At 48.7% G+C, this 20,751-nt stretch carries 17 protein-coding genes; 5 read left to right on the top strand and 12 right to left on the bottom strand.

All coding sequences use genetic code 11. From position 1 onward, the window contains the following. Positions 1–13 precede the first annotated feature (13 nt). Genes PXC00_RS10975 through PXC00_RS10990 form a run of 4 tightly spaced genes read right to left on the bottom strand, consistent with a single transcriptional unit; the run spans position 14 to position 3,823 of the window. Positions 14–1,072, bottom strand: coding sequence for a sulfate/molybdate ABC transporter ATP-binding protein (locus PXC00_RS10975; protein WP_275845148.1), 1,059 nt, complete (start codon positions 1,070–1,072; stop codon positions 14–16). A 5-nt stretch (positions 1,073–1,077) separates the two neighbouring features. Next, a complete protein-coding gene (gene cysW, locus PXC00_RS10980; RefSeq protein ID WP_275845149.1) occupies positions 1,078–1,887 on the bottom strand; it encodes a sulfate ABC transporter permease subunit CysW in 810 nt (269 codons plus the stop codon). A gap of 6 nt (positions 1,888–1,893) precedes the next feature. Continuing rightward, a complete protein-coding gene (gene cysT, locus PXC00_RS10985) occupies positions 1,894–2,733 on the bottom strand; it encodes a sulfate ABC transporter permease subunit CysT (protein WP_275845150.1) in 840 nt (279 codons plus the stop codon). A 37-nt stretch (positions 2,734–2,770) separates the two neighbouring features. Continuing rightward, entirely contained in the window at positions 2,771–3,823 is a 1,053-nt protein-coding gene (locus tag PXC00_RS10990) for a sulfate ABC transporter substrate-binding protein (RefSeq protein ID WP_275845151.1), read from the bottom strand. 457 nt (positions 3,824–4,280) lie between these two features. On the opposite strand from PXC00_RS10990, the gene PXC00_RS10995 reads away from it, so the two are divergent. Both PXC00_RS10995 and PXC00_RS14165 read left to right on the top strand, forming a co-directional pair. Beyond that, positions 4,281–4,751, top strand: coding sequence for a hypothetical protein (locus PXC00_RS10995; protein ID WP_275845152.1), 471 nt, complete (start codon positions 4,281–4,283; stop codon positions 4,749–4,751). A gap of 143 nt (positions 4,752–4,894) precedes the next feature. After that, positions 4,895–5,044: a hypothetical protein gene (locus PXC00_RS14165; RefSeq protein ID WP_407654270.1), complete on the top strand. Its 150-nt coding sequence runs from the start codon at positions 4,895–4,897 to the stop codon at positions 5,042–5,044. A gap of 123 nt (positions 5,045–5,167) precedes the next feature. Here the strand turns inward: PXC00_RS14165 and PXC00_RS11005 are convergent, their stop codons facing one another. The 6 genes from PXC00_RS11005 to PXC00_RS11030 form a co-directional block, all read right to left on the bottom strand. Next, positions 5,168–7,189, bottom strand: coding sequence for a beta-galactosidase (locus PXC00_RS11005; RefSeq protein ID WP_316934962.1), 2,022 nt, complete (start codon positions 7,187–7,189; stop codon positions 5,168–5,170). After that, complete coding sequence (locus PXC00_RS11010) at positions 7,186–8,370, bottom strand: glycoside hydrolase family 5 protein (RefSeq protein WP_407654271.1); 1,185 nt, start codon at positions 8,368–8,370, stop codon at positions 7,186–7,188. The genes PXC00_RS11005 and PXC00_RS11010 overlap by 4 nt, the downstream gene beginning before the upstream one ends. A 384-nt stretch (positions 8,371–8,754) precedes the next feature. Continuing rightward, positions 8,755–10,089 (bottom strand): glycoside hydrolase family 30 protein, encoded by a 1,335-nt coding sequence (locus PXC00_RS11015; RefSeq protein WP_275845154.1) that lies wholly within the window; start codon positions 10,087–10,089, stop codon positions 8,755–8,757. A 129-nt stretch (positions 10,090–10,218) separates the two neighbouring features. Then, entirely contained in the window at positions 10,219–11,727 is a 1,509-nt protein-coding gene (locus PXC00_RS11020; RefSeq protein ID WP_275845155.1) for an ABC transporter substrate-binding protein, read from the bottom strand. Positions 11,728–11,784: 57 nt separating this feature from the next. Continuing rightward, positions 11,785–12,708 (bottom strand): carbohydrate ABC transporter permease, encoded by a 924-nt coding sequence (locus PXC00_RS11025; protein ID WP_275845156.1) that lies wholly within the window; start codon positions 12,706–12,708, stop codon positions 11,785–11,787. 13 nt (positions 12,709–12,721) lie between these two features. Continuing rightward, positions 12,722–13,648, bottom strand: coding sequence for an ABC transporter permease (locus tag PXC00_RS11030; protein ID WP_316934963.1), 927 nt, complete (start codon positions 13,646–13,648; stop codon positions 12,722–12,724). A 280-nt stretch (positions 13,649–13,928) separates the two neighbouring features. Between PXC00_RS11030 and PXC00_RS11035 the strand changes: the two genes are divergently transcribed. From PXC00_RS11035 to PXC00_RS11045, 3 genes are all read left to right on the top strand, one after another. Beyond that, positions 13,929–15,458 carry a response regulator transcription factor gene (locus PXC00_RS11035; protein WP_275845157.1) on the top strand — a complete coding sequence of 510 codons (1,530 nt, stop codon included), beginning with the start codon at positions 13,929–13,931 and terminating at the stop codon, positions 15,456–15,458. Then, on the top strand, positions 15,455–17,272 hold the full coding sequence (locus PXC00_RS11040; RefSeq protein WP_275845158.1) for a sensor histidine kinase: 1,818 nt from the start codon (positions 15,455–15,457) through the stop codon (positions 17,270–17,272). Before PXC00_RS11035 ends, PXC00_RS11040 begins: the two co-directional genes overlap by 4 nt. Positions 17,273–17,618: 346 nt before the next feature. Continuing rightward, positions 17,619–18,995: a hypothetical protein gene (locus PXC00_RS11045; protein ID WP_275845159.1), complete on the top strand. Its 1,377-nt coding sequence runs from the start codon at positions 17,619–17,621 to the stop codon at positions 18,993–18,995. A 246-nt stretch (positions 18,996–19,241) separates the two neighbouring features. Here PXC00_RS11045 and PXC00_RS11050 read toward each other — a convergent pair whose 3' ends face one another. Both PXC00_RS11050 and asrC read right to left on the bottom strand, forming a co-directional pair. After that, positions 19,242–19,706: a ferritin-like domain-containing protein gene (locus PXC00_RS11050; protein ID WP_275845160.1), complete on the bottom strand. Its 465-nt coding sequence runs from the start codon at positions 19,704–19,706 to the stop codon at positions 19,242–19,244. Between the two features lie 16 nt (positions 19,707–19,722). Next, positions 19,723–20,748 carry a sulfite reductase subunit C gene (asrC, locus tag PXC00_RS11055; RefSeq protein ID WP_275845161.1) on the bottom strand — a complete coding sequence of 342 codons (1,026 nt, stop codon included), beginning with the start codon at positions 20,746–20,748 and terminating at the stop codon, positions 19,723–19,725. Positions 20,749–20,751: the final 3 nt, after the last annotated feature.

The raw sequence follows: 20,751 nt of genomic DNA on the forward strand, positions 1-20,751 counted from the left end.
CCTTGGCACTTTTTTAAATGACGAAAGTCTGCTCCGTTTTTAAAGAGGTGTTTTCGACCAGCTGCACCTGCTGCTCATTATAAAGGTATAAGCGGTAAATCAGCACGCTGACAGTTTCCCCGACCGCGACTGTCTCATCTTCCAGCTGGCGATAAGCCGAAAAGCGGATTTCGCCCAGCTGGAGCCGCAGTTCCAACACACTTCCGCGGAAAAGCACTTCTTCGACCACAGCGTGCTCGGCGGCATTGGGATAAAGCTCCTGCTCCAGTTTGGTCACACGCACAAATTCCGGACGCAGCACCGCGTGCGCGTACTCCGGTACAGTGGCAAACCCATGCAGCTGTCCGTACTCGCAGAGGACAATTGGCTCGCCGATAAACCGGGCGGCAAACGGCGTGGCAGGATTCTTATAAATGTCAAGCGGTGTTCCCATCTGCTCAATCCTGCCTTGATTCATAATAATGATTTCATCCGCCACCTCAACCGCTTCTTCCTGATCGTGCGTCACAAAAATACTGGTGACGCCCACGCGATGGATGGTCTGCTTCAACCAAAGGCGCAGTTCTTTACGAACCTTCGCGTCAATGGCTGCAAACGGTTCATCCAACAGCAGCAGCTGCGGATTGGGCGCCAGCGCACGGGCAAATGCGACCCGCTGGCACTGTCCGCCTGAAAGCTGATACGGCCGCCGGTTTTCCAAACCCTCCAGACCAATTAAATGAATCAGTTCGTCAACCCGCTTTTTGATAAACGCTTTTTCCCGCTTCTGCACTTCCAGCCCAAACGCAATATTCTGATAAACCGTCCTATACCGGAAAAGTGCGTAACTCTGAAACACAAAGCCGATGCCTCTTCCACCGGCGGGCAAGTCATTGACTTTTTTTCCGTGAATAAAAATGCTGCCGCTGTCCGGCGTTTCCAGTCCGGCAATCATCCGCAGGATCGTTGTCTTTCCACTGCCGGAAGGGCCCAGCAGCCCAACAAGCTCTCCCTTGGGAATTGAAAAGCTGACAGCATCCGCCGCCTGATAGGAACCGAATCTTTTGTTGATGTTTTTCAGCTCGACATCCATACTTATTACCTCTCTTCTTTCTCCAAGCGATATTCCACCAGGCTGCGCAAAACCAAAATCACGAACGCCATGCACATTAAAATGGTGGAAACCGCAAAGGCAGCGGACAGATGAAACGCATTGAACAGGGCCTCAATGTGCAGCGGCAATGTGTCGGTCTTTCCCTGCAGATGGCCCGACACCACCGACACCGCGCCAAACTCCCCCAAGCTGCGGGCTGTGCAGAGGATTACTCCATACAACAGTGCCCATTTGATATGCGGCAGCGTAACCTTTCGGAATATGGTGAATCCCTTGGCACCCATCAGAGCCGCCGCCTCTTCCTCTTCATGTCCGCGTGTCTGCATCACCGGTATCAGCTCCCTTGAAACAAACGGGAACGTCACAAAAACGGTGACCAGCACAATGCCCGGAACCGCAAACACCACCTGCACATTCCAATGATCCAGCAGCGGGTGCGCCCACCCGTTTCTCCCGAAGATCAAAAGGAACATCAGCCCAACAATGACCGGAGAAATCGAAAAGGGAATATCCATCAGCGCCGCCAGCACCTGCCGCCCGCGAAACCGGAAGTTTCCGACCGCCCACGCCGCAAACACGCCGAAAACGGTATTAACCGCCACGGCAATGGCCGTTGCCAGCAGCGTCAGACGAAGTGCTTTTTGTGCATACACATCCGTAACCGCCGCCCAAAACACGCGCCAGCCCTGACTCAGCGCATAGGTGCACACCGTAATGAAAGGCAGCACCAGCATGACCGTTAAAAAAGCCGCGGCCACTGCAATCATGACCCATTTCACCACTTTTTGTTTCATGTGTTTTTACCCCCTCGCGATTCGGCTGACCCGGGCTTGGATGAAGTTCATGCCGAGAAGAAGCAGAAATGCAAACAGAATCATGACCAGCGCAATCGAGGTTGCCCCCGCATCGTTAAACTGCTCCAGTTGATTCATAATCAGCAGCGGTACAGTCTGCGTCTGGTAAGGAATATTGCCCGCAATAAAAACAACGCTTCCGTACTCGCCCAGACCACGGGAAAAAGCCAGACCAAAGCCGGTTAAAATGGCAGGCAGCAGTTCGGGCAGCAGAATCTTGAAAAAAATCCGTGTCCGGCTGGCCCCCATAGTCAAAGCCGCCTCCTCATACTGCGGATTCAGCTTTTCCAAAACCGGCTGAATGGAGCGAACAACAAAGGGCATCCCAATAAAAATCATCGCCATGGTGATACCGGCCGTGGTATAAGAAATCTTGATGCCAAACTGGCTGAGCCAGCTGCCAACCCACCCTTTTTCAGAATACATAGCCGTTAAAGAAATCCCCGCAACGGAAGTGGGCAGTGCGAAAGGAAGTTCTATCATTCCATTGAGCAGGCGGCAAAACGGAAACCGGTAGCGGGTAAACGCCCATGCCAGCAGCGTTCCCATAACCGCATTCACAGCAGCCGCAGCCGCGGAGCAAGTCAGGCTTACCCGATACGCGGCGACTGTTTTTGCATCAGTAACCGCCTGCCAAAAAGCAGAAAAAGAGCAGCCGGAAAGATACACAACGATGGAAAATAGGGGAATCAATACAACCAGACTCAGCATGGAAACGGTAATCCCCATGGAAAGGCCGAATCCCGGAATCACCCGGTTTTGAGCTGCTTTTTTGAACGCTGGCATGATTTTTCCTCCTCAAAATGATGGTTCGGCAGTGCGGTTACTTCTCATAAATTTGATCGAAGACAGCGCCATCCGCAAAGAATTTTTGATCTGCCTTGCTCCAGCCTCCGAACGCATCCGCAATGGTTACCAGCTGAACCTTTAAATCAAAGTTCCGGCGAAACTCCTGCAGGATCTTTTTGTTTGTCGGCCGATAGCCGTTTTGAGCTTCCAACCGCTGTGCTTCATCCGAATACAGATATTGCAGATACGCTTTTGCCACTTTCTCGGTGCCGTGCTTCTTGGCGTATGTATGCACAACCGCCACCGACGGCTGTGCCAAAATGCTGACAGACGGCGTCACCACTTCAAACGCGCCCGGATGCTCGCGCATGGCAAGGAAAGCCTCATTTTCCCAGGTCAGCAGAACATCCCCCTGTCCGTTTTCCACAAAGGTCGCAGCCGCCCCGCGGGAGCCGGAATCCAGCACGGAAACGTTTCTGTACAAAGCTTTCATGAACGCCAGATCCTTGGATTCCTCTCCGCCGTACAGCCGGTCCGCATATGCCCAGGCAGCCAGAAAATTCCACTTGGCTCCTCCTGAACTTTTCGGGTTCGGCGTAATGACCTGCCTGCCGGATTTGACCACGTCATTCCAGTCTTTGATGTTTTTGGGGTTTCCCTTACGAACCAAAAACACAATGGTGGAGGTATAAGGCGCACTGTCACTGGGCAGCTGATGAATCCACCCATCCGCCGTCAAACCGGCTTTCTGCAGTTCATCCACGTCACTTTCCAGCGCCAGCGTTACAACGTCTGCCTCATTCCCCGCCAGAACGGAGCGCGCCTGCTTTCCTGAACCGCCGTGTGACTGGGTAACCTCCACGTTTTGCCCTGTCTTTTTCGCCCAGTAGGTTTGGAACAGCGCATTGTACTCTTCATAAAATTCTCGTGTCGCATCGTAAGAAACATTCACGATGGAAACCGCTGCGGAACCGCTTAAGGATGCCTGCTGCGCGCGGCTGCCGCAGCCGGCAAAAAGGTTCAGCAGTCCTGCCGCCAACAGCCCGCACGCAATGGTTCTGGTATGGAGCAGCTTTCGATTGCCCACGGTCAAATCCCCCCAGTGTCACTTTTTCTGCACAAGGCGTTTCTCCTAAACCGTTTCAGTCGGAACGCCAGCCAATTTAATCATATATGTTATATAAGACTTATATGAAATATAGTATATGTTTTCAGACAACACTTTGCAATTGAAAATTAGGAAAACGTTTGCTGTCTGCAAAAGTGTGCTCCTTCCGTGCTAGGAGCATCCGGCACTCGTTTATACCGCAAAGCGCGTACAGGTGAAAATCTCCTGTACGCGCTTTGCATTTGCAATCTGAATTGTCCTGCAAGCAATACGGCTGTGCTATTCTGCACTCCCTTTTCCTGTTTACCGGCGGCAGCTGTTGACAACATACACTTTCTTATCATTACATATGTTATATAACTGTTGTAATAATAGAAAGGAGGGTCCTTATGCCCAAACTAAAAATCAATGCCAGAAACATTGCTAAAAGAATGAATTGTTCGGTACAACCGATTTACAGCTGCTTCGGCAGTATGCAAGGATTGACGCAGCAGTTGTTTTTGCATGGGAAAAGTATCTTGACCGCTATGTGGATGCCCATGCAGACCGAAGGAAATACTTTGCGTCCATCGAGAACTGCCATATCAGCTTTGCGCGGGACGAAAAGTTTTTGTTTTGCTTCCTTTTCCAATCTCCTTACCTCAAAGCCAGCAGTATCGAAGACTTCTACCGGATGTATGCAAGAACAGACGTTACACAGGATATCTCAGCGACACTCGGCCTTTCCACATCGGATGCAGAAAAACTGTATACCCATATGATGCTCTACACCCATGGCATTGCCTGCATAATTGCGGCAGATGCTGTATATTTTTCTCGTGAAATTGTTTCCGCGAAAATCCAATTTGCATATGCATCTTTTCTGCAAAGAATCAAGGAGGGAAACCATGCGACTACTTGTTCATGACTTAACAAAGGAACAGCTTTAAAAGATTTTGCTACCCCGTACCGAGATGCGGGTAATCGGAGATGACCGTACCATACACCATTGCACCGGTTGCTTTGGGTGCTGGATCAAAACCCCGGCGCAGTGCGTGATTCGCGACAAGTATGGCGATATGGGGACTTTCCCAATGTGACGAACTGATTCTCATCAGCAAGTGCTGTTATGGCGGGTTCAGCCCGTTTGTGAAAAACGTCTTAGACCGGAGCATCCCCTACATCCATCCCGTCAAAAAGAAAGGCATCTGTGCAGTCTGACTGTACAAATGCCTTTCTTGAATCGATTGTATCGAACCAAAACCAAAAACAGAAAAGAGGAACCCTTCAGACCCTACAGGCGAATAAAGGTGCCGTACAAAACCGTTGACAGAGCAGATGCATTTAGGAATTTTGCTCCGGAACGTCCTGCAAAATCCGCACATCCCAAGCCGCCAAAGGGACCGTTTCCCCACGGCAAAACACCTGATTGGTCAGCAAATCTTTTACCCGTGGGTAAGCGCAGCACCACTGTCGACTTTGCCTGCTGTAATGCAGCAAATAGTGCCAGCGCTCTCCTCCTGCTGTGCTGCCGCTGCGCAGAATAACCGGAAAAGAAGTCTGCGGAATTTCCGCTGTCAGACCTGCATCCTCTGCTGCTTGCGCAAAGACTGACTTTAAAAGTTTTTCTGTTGTATGACAGCCGATATAATAAGCTGTCCCCGTTCCGTATTTGGCCCGTGTAATGCCTGCGTAAGCACCCCACACCGGATGTGTGTACTGCGCCACTGTTTCCGCGCTGTCCGGTACCAAAAGCTCCATCCAGTCTAAAACCGGCTCCCCCTGCAGGGTCACGTTGTGCGGCAGCGTATACTGGCAGTAGTGCATTCCAAAACAGCGCGCCAAACGGTGCGGCGGTGTATCCGCCCAAACCGAAAGCTGCTCGTCCGCCACAAAGGAACGAAACGAGCTGACCAGAACTCCACCCGCATTTACAAACTGGTCTAATTTTTCAAGCGTTTCTTCACTGGCGCAATACAGCGCCGGCACCACCAGCATGTGATAGCGGCTGAAATCCAGTCCGTGTATATCCACAACATCACATTCCATGTTCTCTGTGTACAAAGCATCATACATCCAGCGAACCACATCGTTATAGGAAAGTTCCTTCCCGGTTGGAAACCAACGCAGCGCATGAAGGGAAAGCGTATCCACCACCAAAGCAATCCGATTATTTTTCTGCAGCCCATACAGTTTGTCGCCAAGATGCTCCCATTCCCGCCCAATGACACACGCTTCCCGATACGGCGGGTTTTCCGCATAGTCCTGCCCCAGCAAACCGCGCCAGTACGTTTCAACGCCGTTATAAGTGGTTCCCCAGTGCCAGTACAGCATTCCATTTGCGCCGGTGGCCAAATGGCTGTATGCCTGCAGGCGCAGCTGCCCGGGATACGGCGTCCACGCCGGAAATGCCTGCGCCTGTGTTTCACAGACAAGATAGTTTTTCTGCTTCAGGCAACGGGTAGAATCTCCGCAAAACGCAATTTCCGCACCAGTCAGCTTGTCTTGGGTTGGATGGTAAATATCAGCGCCGCAAACGGTCAGTGCCGCGCTTGCCTCCAAGTGGTTGATATCCGGCTGCACCCCATAAGAATACCCGTCCGGTGCGGGAGGTGTACCAAACGTCTTCCACTCAAAATCAAAGTTATGGACAATAAACTGTGCCGGGCGTTTGTACGCATTTACCAACTCTGCCTGCCATTTTAAATAATCCGCCGCCAAACTGCGCCGAAACCGGTCAAACTCACAGGCCAGCCCCGCATTGACGCACCCGCGCATATCTGGGAAATCATTCCAGTCTTCAATTGCATTGCTCCAATACGCCAGACCAAAGGCACGGTTCAACTGCTGCGGCGTGTGAAACTTTTGCATGAGATACGAGCGAAAAAGACGCTGCACCCACACAGAAGCCGTGTGATAATGCTTCGTTTCATTGTCCAGTTGAAACCCAATCACCGCAGGGTGCTTTGCGGCGTGTGCCAGCAAAGCGCGAATCACCCGTTCTGCATAAAAGCGGAAATCCGGATTTGCAAGGTCCATCAGCTGCCGGTGCCCGTAATGTGCCTGGCCTTTTTCGGTTACCACCAGAAATTCCGGATGCTTTTTCGCAAGCCACGGTGGAATCGCATAAGTCGGTGTACCAAGGATCACCTGCAAACCGGCCTGCTGCGCGCGCTGCAGCGTCCGGTCCAGCAAAGAAAAGCAAAATCTACCGTCCTGCGGCTCCAGCGTGCTCCAGGTGGATTCTGCTATGCGGATGACATTCATGCCGGCGCGGCGCATCATTTGGAAGTCCTGCTCCTCTCGGTCATAGGGCAGATATTCCGGGTAATAGGCCGCTCCAAACAAAAGCTGACGGTTTTTCAATGATTCTCTTCTTTCTGCCGTGGGAACCAGCCGAAATCCACGCACCTGCCGAAATCCCAGCTTTCCCAGCCAGCCCAACCGGTCGTATTTACCGTATCTGTCAAAAGCTTATAACTCCAATAAAAATAGCCGGAACCTTTCGCCCATGCCTGCAGCTGCGCCTGCGCCAGGGCACGGTAAATTTCCTGTTTCTGTACATCGCTCAGAATGTTTTGCGGCGTGTTTTTCTGCCCGTTCAAAACGGTCTGTCCACCCTTAGTATCACAGCCGCAGGCAAGGGAATTAAACAGACACCACTCCCCGCAGATGACAGGAAAATGGTTCTGCATTTCCGCAATTCCCCTTGCAAAATGCTCGTGGATATAGGAAAGGTACCCGTCCAGGGTTTGCGGGCAGCCCATCATTTCTGCCGTCATCAGGTACTGGTGCGTGTCCAAGACAACATTTTGGTACTCCTTCTCCTGCATGAAATCCTTCCATGCAGTCAGCTGAAAGCCATCATGAAACACCACATATTTTTCAGTAGGAAGGTAGCGGCGCATCCGGTGATATGCATCTGTATAAAACTTCCGAAGAAAGGTCTGCGGAATACTTTTACTGCCCTTCGCCAGTTCTGGATCTGCAGGCGGATAGCGCTTCTGCACTTGCATGGCTTCAAACAGAGAACCCATTGCCGGTTCATTTAAAATTTCTATTCCCCAGAGTCCCTTCCGGTGCCCGTAACGATTTGCTAAACGCTCCAGAACAGAAAGTGCAAAGAGAACGCTCTCCGGTTCCTGTGCCCATTTGCACACGCCGCTGATACCGCCATTGTCAAAGCCGTTTTGCCCGTGCGGAACCGTGTGCAGGTCAATGAGAATTTTTAAATCATATTGCTCTGCCCACGCAAACGCATGGTCAAGCTCCTGCACACAGCCCAGAAACGGCGGGCAGTCGCCGAATATAGAATACGGAACTGGAATTCTCACAGTATTTAATCCCATTGAATGAATGGTAAGAAAATCCCGTTCCGTAATATATTCCGAACGGTGAATGGCAATGCGCGCCTCATAAACTTCCCGCGGCAGCTGCCGCGGAAGCGCATCCTCATCCGCGGCATCGGTTCCTGCAAACAAAGCAGGATTCATCCATTTTTCAAGTACCAGCCAATTTCCTAAATTGACGCCTTTTACTTGTTCCACGATTGATAACCTCCAATTTTTCAGTTTGATCGAACTCCCGCTGTCGACAGATTTTACGCAAGTAGCGGAAATCTTATAATCTTTGCTGCATCACAACAGTACCGCTTTCTGTTTTCCGGCATTTCTCCATCACTTGGCACCCATCTCAGCGTATAGCCTATGTCGTTTTTCCCATAATTGCTCTTAAGAATTTTGGGCTTGGCATTTTCACAAAGCTGCGACAAATCATACCCATCCGATTCTGTTCATGAAACGTCCATTCCCGTAATATTTGCCATTGCTTCTGCAAAGGATATGCACGGATAACGTACCCCTTCTTTTTGCTGAATTGTAGCAGAAAGACAAATGGTATGCAATGGCATAAACCTATAAGCTGCTTCTTACCTACTCTGTTTCAACAAATGTGTGAAATGAACGTGGCTGCAGTTCCACCGTCAACTTTCTGCCACCGTCACAAAGGGTAACCGGCTCTGCACGATCCAGTGCGTTCTGCATAACCAATACCCGACTTCCGTCCCGGTTTTCAAATGCGGTAGCAGCGCTGCTCCAATGTCCGGACAAACCAAGTACCGCTGCGCCGGGGCGCACAAACCTTGCAAAATGCTTCATAACATAAAACTCCGGCTGATATAAGACCGTTCCATCTTTCTCCACCGTAGCCATGGAATTTTGCTTCCAACCCCAAGTACTCTCCCCGCCGGCCTCCAAGATGAAGTTCCAATAAACATACGCTGTAACGCCGCAGCGAAAGTAATGGCACATCAGGCTAAACATATACTGTGCATATGCCCAGCTGTTTGTACCGTCTCCACATTCATTTTCTGTTTGAATCAGCTCTAACTCCGGAAAGCTCAGATGCGTTTTATCAATGACTGTACGCCCTGCCCACTGATAGCCAATTCCTTTGACATAGCGCAGTACTTGCGGGTCAAACAAAATAGAATCCACATACCGGTTATAGTTTTCCAGTTGAATCCGGTTGCCGGGCAGCAGCGTCATTTCCTCCGGCCCATTGAAAGTGCCCAAAAAAATATCTGCTCCGTCTCGGTCTTTCTCAAAAACAGGACCCAGATACTCGCCGATAAACACGCGGAAAGCCTCTGCGCTCCAACGGCAGGAAGGAAACTTCTGGTCGGCAAACGGTTCATTTTGTACATGCACCTGCACAATCGGAATGCCCTCTTGCCGATATTCCTGCACGAACCGCTGCAGGTAGTGTGCGTATGCGGCTAATACCTTCGGCTCCATGCGCAGCGTGCCATAGTTATAGGCTTTCGGTTTTTTCATCCAAGTAGGAGGGCTCCAAGGCGATGCAAAAAACTGCAAATTCGGATTCACTGCCTGTGCTTCCCGGATATAAGGGATTAAATACCGACGGTCCCGAGCGATGGAAAACCGGCGAAGCGCATAGTCGTCTTCTGTTTCATCGCAGCTGTACCACTCGGCTGCATAATCACTTGCGCCAATAGGAATCCTGCAAAAACAAAGCCCCATCTCTGCAGGACTGAACAGTGTCTGCATCCACGCCTGCCGCTGTGCGGCATTTGCGTGGGCAAGTGCCAAGTACCCCAACTCATTAAAACACCCGCCAAATCCCCGCAGCGTTTGTCCCCGCGCACCGGTAAGCTGCAGGGTGTTTGGGCTTTCTTCCTGTAAAGGCAAAATATTCCTTTGAAAAAACGGCTGTGCCGTGGTTGTTTGGAACCATTGTATGTTCATAAAAACCTCCTGATCATCGCCTGCTCCAGTTCAAAAAAGCATTTCAAAAACCGGACTGGCGGCAAAAGCCGCCGGCCCGGTTATACCGTATGACGCGGCATTAACGAAAAATCTGTTTCATACGCTTCTTTATGACTTCATGCTGGCCACATAAGCATCCAGCTGCTTTTGCAGTTCCGCCCGTACTTTTTCAATACCGGCAGCCTGCATCTGCTGTTTATACTGCTCCAAGCCAGAAGAAGCATCGGTATAGCCTAATTCCAACGGCCACCAGTACTGCTTCTGGACATTTACGCAGGCATCATACTCTGTTTCAATTTTTGATGTGTCAATGGAAAATCCGGCGTATTTTTCCGAAGAATTATCGGAAGAAATCTGCTTCTCGAATGTCTGTTTCCACTGCGTATAGGACTCCGGTGTACCGGCAGCATCACGATTAAATTCTTTCGTGCGTGCCGCCCACATATCAGAAGCGGCATACTGGTTGCTATCTGTAATCTTATACTGCCCTTTATCATTGAGGGTATAGGTTTTTCCTTTAATGCCGTACATAAAGGCATCAAACACTTCACGGTCACTGGTGATCAAGTCCCACAGCGCCATTGCACGCTCCGGGTTTTTCGAAGTATTGGAAATCACCATGCAGTCCTGTGTATAAGGTAAATGGAATACGTGCTTGTCAAAGTTGTTGAACTTCATGTCATATTCGGGGTGCAGCACTGCAAAGTTCGAGAGGTTGTCCAAATTATAGGTCATCATGGCTGCCTTCCCGTTTTGCAACTTTGTGGAGTCTGTATCAGAGAGTGCAGATTTCGTGAAGAAGCCCTTTTTGTTCCAGCGTGTCATCATGCTCAGAAAGTCCTTGATATTCGGTGTTTCATAATAAGTAAAGAGTTTCGGATCCTTTTGTGTCGGGTCAAGAAACAGAAAATCATTGGTCGTCCCGGTCGTAGAGCGATACCCTTTAGACTTCATCCAGGTGTCGTCCCATTCAGAACCGGCCGAATAAATATTCAGCGGCTCCATTTCCGGATGTGTTTTCTTTACTATATCGCAGTACGCTTCCACATCTTCAAACGAATCCATTTTCCCATTCCAATTTGTACCCTTCATAATGTCCGTACGGTACAACGGGCCATACGCGCTGTATGTCGGCAACAGCGTCGGAACACAGTAATAGTGTCCCTGAACCTTCGCTTCCTGCAGGGCCGCCTTGCTTTGCGCGGCATAGTTTTTCGGCGCATAGGTCTTCCACAAATCATCCAGATTCATAAATGCGCCCTTTTGTGCCATCGAGTAGAAATTCAGCCAGGTCGCACTGTACGCCATATCAAATGACTCGCCGGAAGAAAAAATCAGCGGATACTTATTTGCGTAGTTTGCCCAAGGAATCCAGTTGATTTTCAAAGTACAGTTTAACTTCTTTTTAATCAGCTCATTAAAATTCTTGTCAACTGCATCCTGCCCTGACGGACGGTCACCGATCACGTACATCACCAGATCAACTTCTTTTGAAGTATCCAGCTTTCCGGAGGTGCTGACAGATTTAGACGCTGTCTTCTGCTCCCCACAGCCGCCCATGCTGCCCAGCACCAATGCACCAGCCAGAACCAGAGAAATAATTCTGTTCTTCTTCATACCTTTTCATTCTCCTTTTTCATGTGGATTGATATACCTGCTATTCCAAAAAGGGTTTCAGCCTTTCACGGCGCCAATGGTAATGCCTTTCACAAAGTATTTCTGCACAAACGGATAAACAACCAGAATCGGCCCAGTCGCCACCACTGCCATGGCCATCTTCAATGTATTAGAAGGCAAATCGGCAGTCGGTATGCCTGCGCGGCTGGCGATCTGTGCCAATGCCTCGGTCTTCTGCAACAAATTGTACAGCATATATTGCAGGGGATACTTCGTTTCGGAATTGATGTAAAGCATGGCATTGTACCAGTCGTTCCAGTATCCCAGCGCAATAAAAAGTCCAATGGTGGCCATGCCTGACTTTAAAAGCGGCAGCACAATCTGTCCGAAAGTCCGCCATTCACCGGCGCCGTCAATTTTTGCGGATTCAATCAGCTCTTTGGGAATCTCCGCGGCAAAGCTACGCATGATGAGCAGATAAAACACATTGAAAAGCCCCGGCAGAATCAGCGACCATAAGTTATCTTTTAAATGGAGATACTGAATATAGAAGATATACGTGCAAACCATGCCGCCATTAAACAGAGTTGTAAAGTAAAAATAGAAAGAAAACTTATTGCGATACTTAAAATCCTTGCGGCTGATTACATAAGCTGTCATCGTCGTCAGCACCATTCCAATGGCGGTTCCCACGGCGGTAATCAAAATGGATACCCCGTAGGCCTGCGCCACCATCAGCGGGGATTTAAAAATCAGCTGATAGGCTTTTACGGAAAAATCCGCCGGCAAAATACTGAATCCATGAAATCGAATGTACTGCTCCGACGTAAATGAAGCAGAGATCATAATGATAAACGGTATCAGACATAAAAGCGCTACAATGGTTACAACCATATAGCAAATAACATAGAATACTTTTGAAGATGCCGGCAAGCGTATGTGACTCTGCGTCTGCACAACCGCACTTTTTGTTTGCTTCATTTTTACTCACCCCTTAAAACAATGCGTAATCTGCATCTACATGCTTGACGATGGAATTGACGACTACAATAATAATAAAGCACAAAGTGGATTGATAAAAAGACGCGGCTGCCGTCATGCCCAGGTTTGAGTTTTGCAGCAAAGAACGGAACACATAGGTGTCAATGACATCTGTGGAATTAAAAAGCTGTCCGTTGTTGCCCACAATCTGATAGAACATTTCAAAGTCCCCGCGGAGAATCCGCCCTACCTGCAGCAGCAGCATAATGATAATCATCGGTCGGATGCAAGGCAGTGTGATATACCGAATGCGCTGAGAAATCTTGGCACCGTCAATGTAAGCCGCCTCATAGATGCCCTGATCCACGCCTACAATCGCGGCAATATAAATGACGGAATTATAGCCGCACCACTTCCAGGAATTAAAGCAGCAAATGATAATCGGCCATACCCACGGCATGGAGTATACATTCACTTGCTTTCCGCCCAGACTGGTAATCACATGGTTCAGCAGACCGGTTTCGTAATTAAAAAGCGCATACACAAACGTTCCTACAATGACCCATGAAATAAAGTAAGGTAGAAAGATGGCGGACTGCGTGATTTTTTTAAAGACCTTGGCGTTCATTTCCGTAATGAAAATGGCAATGATAATCGCCAGTGCCTGCGAGGTAATTAAGTTGACAATGTTATAAAGAATCGTGTTTTTGGTAATCAGCCAGCCGGTTCCGGAGGAAAATAGATACCTGAAATTTTCGATTCCGTTCCATTCGCTTCCAAACACGCCAAGGTTGAACCGGTAATTCTTAAATGCCAGCACAAGCCCCGACATCGGCAGATAAAAGAATACGAACGTAAAAATTGTGGCCGGCAGAATCATAAGAAACAATGCCCGGTTGCGGCGAACCTCACAGGCAAATCCCTGAAAATGTGCTTTCACAATGTTCTCTCCCTTTCCTCAGTAATGTGATTTTTCATATACTTTCTTTTCATTTGATAAAAATAGTATACAAAGTTACCCTAAAATTTGTAAGAGAAAAATATTACGATAAAGAGGAAAAAATAATGTTTTTTATCATTTGCACATCATTCTGCTTGATAATTAAATTTTTATGTTTATTCTATATAGGGTCTTGTGCTATAATACAGGAGAACAGCCTGTACTTTTCCCCATCTTTCATAAAAATGACCGGAAGTGTGTATGAGAGGAGCAGCAGCACATGATTCAACTCATGATTGTAGAGGACGAACCTTTAATTCGCAATGGGCTTTTGCACCATATGCCTTGGCGAAAGCTTGGCATCGACAGCATACGAACCGCCGCAAATGCAAATGACGCACTGCAGATTAGCAATACCTTTCAGCCGGACATTATCCTGTCTGACATCCGTATGCCCGGTATCAGCGGCATTGAGTTGTGTTCACAGTTTCACAGACGGTTCCCAAACAGCCAAATCATTTTTATCAGCGGTTATTCCGATAAGGAATATTTGATGGCTGCCATTCACTTAGGCGCTGTCAGTTATATTGAAAAGCCAGTTTCCATTGCAGAGCTGTCCGACGCGGTTCGTAAGGCCACTCGCTGCCTGCACCGCCTGAACCAGCAGGAAACCAGCTGCTTACATACTTTGCTGTGTGCGGACGCCAAAGAGCGCGCAGACGCCCTGCAGGTTTTTCCGCAATGGCAGCAGCAGAAAAACCTGCGCAATGATAAAACCTTCCGTGTCGGCATTATGAAGCTGCAAGCAAAGGGATGTTCCACAGCCGGTCTTGCCGAAACCTGCCAAACTGCTCTGCAGCTGCAGTTTCCAAATCAGCACCTCCACTTTACTGCTGACCTTGCCGGACCCACTTCCATGTTTGTTTTGCTTTCCGGCTCATCTTCGCTTCACTTTAACCGAGAGAAGCAATGGCCCGAGATTTGTGAAACACTCTTACGCTTGGCAGGAAAAAACAGCCCCTGCTTTTTGGGTATTGGAAAGTCTGTTTCCAAGTTAGAACTGCTCTCTGACTCGCTCCAGTCTGCTGAAAGCGCAGTGCTTGCCCTCTCTTATAAAGGGTGGAACGCTTTCGCTTTCTATGACGAACCACAGTCCGAATGGAAAGCAGAACTGCCCGAAGCCACGCGCAGTGCATTTTTCAAGCAGCTTCTGTGTGGGAAACAGGAAGATGTGCAAAAACGGCTTGTACAATTTTTTTACAAACTGACAGAGGACCATACAATTTTGAATTTTAATATCAAAAATTTATACTATCAACTCGACTGCGAAATTCTGCGGGCAGAACAGCAGTACGCCTGTAGAAAGGATACCATACCCCAGCTTTCCGGCTCCTTTCTTGACCGTGTGCAAACACTTAAGGAAATGCATCAATATCTTTCGGGCCGTATTCAAACCTTTTACGCAGAAAAAGGAGAGCGAGAAAAGCGCAATTCCGCCATTCAGACCGTTTTAAACTACCTGCATACCCGACCAGATGACCAGGCCATATCCATTCAGATGCTGGCTCAAATGGTTTACCTAACCCCTACCTATTTGAGCAATATTTTTAAAAAACAAACCGGCATGACCATCGGTCAGTATCTGACTAAAATACGCATTGAAAAAGCAATGGAATACATGGCAGACCCCAAACTAAAGCTTTATCAAATTGCCTCTATGGTTGGATATGAGGATGCGAATTACTTTGGGAAACTCTTTAAAAAGCAAACTGGTATGCTCCCCTCAGAGTATCGGGAGATGGTGTCATGACATTACAGGGCACAAAGCGCTTCCGCCAAAAGTTCAGGCAGTGGCCGATGCAAAAGAAAATGTTCTGTGCGTACACTGTACCTACCATCTGCATTATCATCCTTGCCAATGCTGTTGCCTTTCCGATTATCTCTCACTATTACAAGGAAGAACTAAAAAATACGATCACCCTGACCAATGACCAGGCGCAAAATTTTATGCTGAACCACGCCCAAAATATGGACTATATCGCACAGCTAATTACGCGGAACTGGGAGATTAAAGAAACACTTTCCTCACCAAACTTCGGAAGTCATCAAAACGCTGGGGAAGCCTATCGGGAATTCTATAATTTGAACGATGAATTTGAAAACATTGAACTCTCCAATGATATTTACCGCATTGGAATTTATCTGCCAGACTCTTTAATGTATGCAAACAATAATTACTATTTTTATCCGGAATCTGAACTGAAATCACGGAAGGACTATGCCGACCTACTTCATTCTTTGTCTGCCAATCAATATTACTTCGCAACCATTCGGGAAAAGGAATACTACAACCCAAAACTGACAGAGAAATATCTTGCGCTGTTCCAGCCGCTGCGGATCATTACTTCTCAGGGAAAAGAACGCCTCTATGTGGTGAAGGTGGAAATTCAGCTGAAAAATTTAGTCCATATTCTGGACAATGCCAGTGATGTAATGCACAGCAGCACCTATTTGGTCTCTGCTTCCGGTAAGGAAATCTGCAGTTCCAACGGTGCGGCGGCACTTAACAGTAGCGAAGATGTTCCTGCCGACTGGTCTTTGCGAACCGTGCAGCACATTCGCTGCTATGTATTCAGCCGCCAGTTGGTACGCTATAAGTGGCAAGTCCTTACTTACATTCCCCAAAAAGAACTTTCGCACCGTGCAAGCGTTATCTGGATTCTGGCAGTCATCTTACTGGTCGGGCTGTGCTCTGCTGTAGCCGTCATTTCTTACCAGCTGTCCCGCTCTTATGCCGGCCGCCTATCGCTGATTAACCAGCGTATGAAACATCTGGGAGATGAAGGCACAACCGACCGCTTTGTTTTACAGGCAGGCTCTGGGGATGAAATCGATCAAATCTGCCATACCTTCAATGAGATGGCAGAGCAGCTTCATTACTCCATGCAGGAACGTTTCCTGCTCGGAAAAAAAGTGGCTTCCGCCAACCTCAAGGCGCTGCAGGCGCAGATAAACCCGCATTTTTTGTACAATACACTGGATCTCATCAACTGGGGCGCCATGGACTACGGCGCAACTGAAATTGCAGACCTTGCCCGCAATCTGGGACAGTTTTACCGGCTAAGCCTAAATCATGGCAAAATGGCCATTCTGATTGCGGATGAGTTACGCCATGTACAAGCCTATGTCAACATTGAAAATGCACATTTTGGCGGAGCCATCAATCTTTCTCTTCAAGTGCCAGATTCGATTCGTGAGCTTGCCTGTCTGAATATCATCCTGCAGCCGCTTGTGGAAAATGCAATCGTTCACGGCATCGCAGAGCATCCGGCTATTGTGGAATGCAACATCACCATCTGTGCCGTTCACTCTGAAAATGACCTGCTTCTGCAGGTACAGGATGACGGCCCCGGCATGACTGCCGAACAAATGCGTACCATTCTGCAGGAGGAATACCAAAGCACCTACAACGGTTATGGCGTCAAAAACATCCATTCCCGCATTCGGCTATGCTACGGAGAAGCTTACGGTATCTCTTATCAAAGTTGTCTGGGTGAAGGAACCACCGCCACCATCCGAATTCCCGCCATGCATTTGGAAGAACTAAACGCACTGCTACAGTAATCATCCAGCCTTTCCGTGTATCAGCTCCTGTTTTGCCGTAAATTCTGCTTTTATAGCGGATTAGCCGCCCCTTTAAATATAGCTTATAGAAACACGCGGATACGAAGCAGTGCGGAGGAACCTCTCTGCACGACTTTTGGGTTTTCCAGGCAAGCCTATTTAAAATCTGCTCTATCGCAGACAATTCTGAAAAAAAGATTGACAAATTTTTGTTTTCATAGTATTCTGGATTCTGGTTAGTCTCAACTAATTGAAATGTATACCACTTTTCTTTCCTGCAATGCGTAAATTCTGTCGTTCAGTTAGTTTAAGCTAACATTTTGATTAATAACTGGGAGGTCTTCAAGTGAAACAAACTATCAAGAAAATTCCTGCTCTGCTGCTTACCGCAGCGATTGCCGCCTCGTCGGTGGCTCTGCCGGCTTTCGCCGCCGGTAATTTAGATGGCTTCCGTTCTGACACCACACAGGCTGTTGTAAAAAACGCAGGTCAGACCTATGTCTTTGCAATTACGCCGAATGACGCAAAAGCCACCCCGTACTTTACCGTTGGCAACGGCACGGTACTTTCCACTTTTACCGCCCATGCACCGGTAAAACAAGCCGACGGCAAAACCACCTACTACTTTGGGTACAAATGCTTAAAGGATGGCGCCGCCGGTGTGTACATCCGCATTGGCGGGGAAACCCAACGTGTCTTTATCGGCTACGTCGGACAAAAGCCGACAGAATCCGCAGAAAGCGCTGCGGCAGCGAAACTGCTGAGCGATCTGCATGGCACTTATGAGCCGCTGTTTACTTCCTCCACCATGCTGAGCAAAGCTTACACTTCCTATTGGCATGATTACTGCGCCGCCATTGTTGGCGCAGACAAGGCAGACGCCACTGCGGCAACGCTGCAGAGCTCCGTAACTGCCACGGTGATGGGCGACACTGCCGTAAACGCCTACAAAAGCGACCCCGACAGCGCACGCTTTCAATGCGGCTTTACCGGTGATGTGGCTACGGTAATGGTAAACGGCACCCAAATCAGCGGGACAGATGCATCCGGTAAGCAGCTTTTCTCACACAACTATCAATACCTCGAAAGCAAAACAACCGTTGACCAAGAAGGCATGGACTTCACCATTTTTGAAACCAAGGACGCCAATGCGGGCGAATTCAAATACTTTGCTTTTGCGCCCGATACACCCGCTTCTACTTACCACACGGAATTCCGCTACGGCAGCAATTTAGAGGATCTTCTGAAGTTGTACTCCGGTAAATACGCTTACTGGTTGGCCGCCGGTGAGCTGACAACGGCTGACAAAGCCATGTACGAAGACTGCGTTTCCCTGTTCTGCCTTGAAAATATGGATTACACCGCAGCGCGCACCGCCGAATCCCTGACACAAATCAGCGACTTTGTTGGCACATGGGACTACTATGAAAACGGCAAGGCAGACGGTGACAAGCTGTCTTTCACAGTAGATGCCAACGGAAAGGGCCAAAGTTATTACATGGGCAAGCCTGCCTCAAATTATCAGGTCTTTGCCTATGACAACGATGGCACAGACACCACAAAATCCGGCATCTATGTTTCACACAGCGAGGAAGCAACCCCCGCCAAATATTCGATAACAACCACAGCCGCCGGTCAGACACTGCTTACGCTTTCCGGAGAAGAAGACGGAAAGCCCTACACCATTTCTTATATGAAGCACATCGCCGCCGCACAAAGCTGACCGCCCGAAAACTGCGCAAAATGTGGAAAAGCCGCCCTGAAAAACGCCACATACGGCGCTTCAGGGCGGCTTCTTCCTCATACACAGGGCACACGCAGCTTGCTTGCCACGGCCAATCTTTCATCAAATCGGCACGCAAACGGCGAAAAGGCAATTTCTATTCGCTCTCTGCTCTTTAAACAAAAAAAGCGCCACCTGCCAAAAATATGGCGTGCCACTTTCCTTGTTATTGCACTCGCTCCAATATCAAGCTGACTGGTTCTCTTGAAAATCCGTCAGCAGTTTCAGATGCTTGCGCTCTTCTTTTTGAATGATTTTAAATAGTTCTGTGTGTCGATCCTCCAGAATGGTTCGAACCTCTCCCACATAAAGCAGGGTGTCCTTTTCCAGAGAAACTGCAAAACGGAATGCTGCCTCCAAAGACTGCAGATCCGCATCGTTAAAGTGAAACTGGCGGGAGAGCAAAGTCTGCAGATAAGCATTGTATTCCTCATCCAGCGGCTCGCTGCCAGGTGCTTCGTCACGGAATTTTTCCGCTAAATCCATATAGAGCTTTTCATGCTTTTCCTCTTCACCGGCCAAATATCGGAAAAGATCCGCCGCCTTCGCATCACTGGTGATTTTAGCAGCTTGGTCATAAAACGAATGACCCGTCTTCTCCAATTCAATCAGGCTGTTCAGCAGGTCACTGATTTGAAATACTTCACTCATGAATTCGACCCTCCTTTTACTTAACGGTCACATGTTTGCTAAGTGGCTTCACATGGATATTGCTGCGGTACTCTGTTTCTGTCCAGTTCATATTTTCGGCAATCATCGCTTCCGGATTCAGGGTGACACCCTCCAGCATAAACTCCTTAAACTTTTGGTACCCGGCACGGTCAATCAAATGACCGCCATGAATGTAAATTGGTTTGCCCCCCAAAACCCATTCGGAAAAGCGCGGCCAATTCTTCATGATGGCCAGAACGCTGTCCTCTGTGAGCCAATTTGCAAACAGTTTACCCATACGCGGGTATTGCTTGCCGGTACGACCGCCAACAATAATTTTGTAGAAATCCTGATCCGGTCGGCGCCATGCGCCTGCCGGGCAGGCGGTTACACACTCACCGCAACCCACACAGCAGCAGGTGTCTTTGTCCACCTTGTGCTGTGCATTAAGAGAAAGCACGCGGGTCGAAGCTTTTTCGCATTTCCGCACGCAGGCACCGCACCCGATACAGCGGTCGATGTCATAAATCGGCTTGGTGCAGCCGATAATCCCAAAATCCTGAAAATGCGCCTTCGCGCAGTCATTTGGGCAGCCAGACACGGAAATTTTAATGTGATAGGGGTTCGGGTAAATGATTTTTTCCAATTCGTGTGCCATATGCTGTGTGTTCACATTTGCCTTGATACAGTGCACCCCACCGATACAGGCCATAATGTTGCGCGGGGCGATGTAAGGATAGCCGGCAGAGGTTTCCATATCGACACCGCATTCGTTACATTCAATTTCCTTTAAGTAAGGCTGGATATACGCATTCACAGCTGGAATGTCCTTTGCTTGAATGCCGGGAGCATTCAAGGTTTGGCGTGTTCCCAGGTGAAAGCTGCCATTTCCCCATGTCTGGCAAACGTGCTGAATCACATCCAGCCACTTTGCATCAATGACAGCGCCCGGCACACGGAGTTGGAGCATGAATTCTCCGGGGACTTTAGACTGTCGGAAGCAATTGTTCCGCAGTTCCATGACATTGCAATCTTCTACCAAATT

This window comes from Caproicibacterium argilliputei, assembly GCF_029211325.2.
Classification (GTDB): Bacteria; Bacillota; Clostridia; order Oscillospirales; family Acutalibacteraceae; genus Caproicibacterium; species Caproicibacterium argilliputei.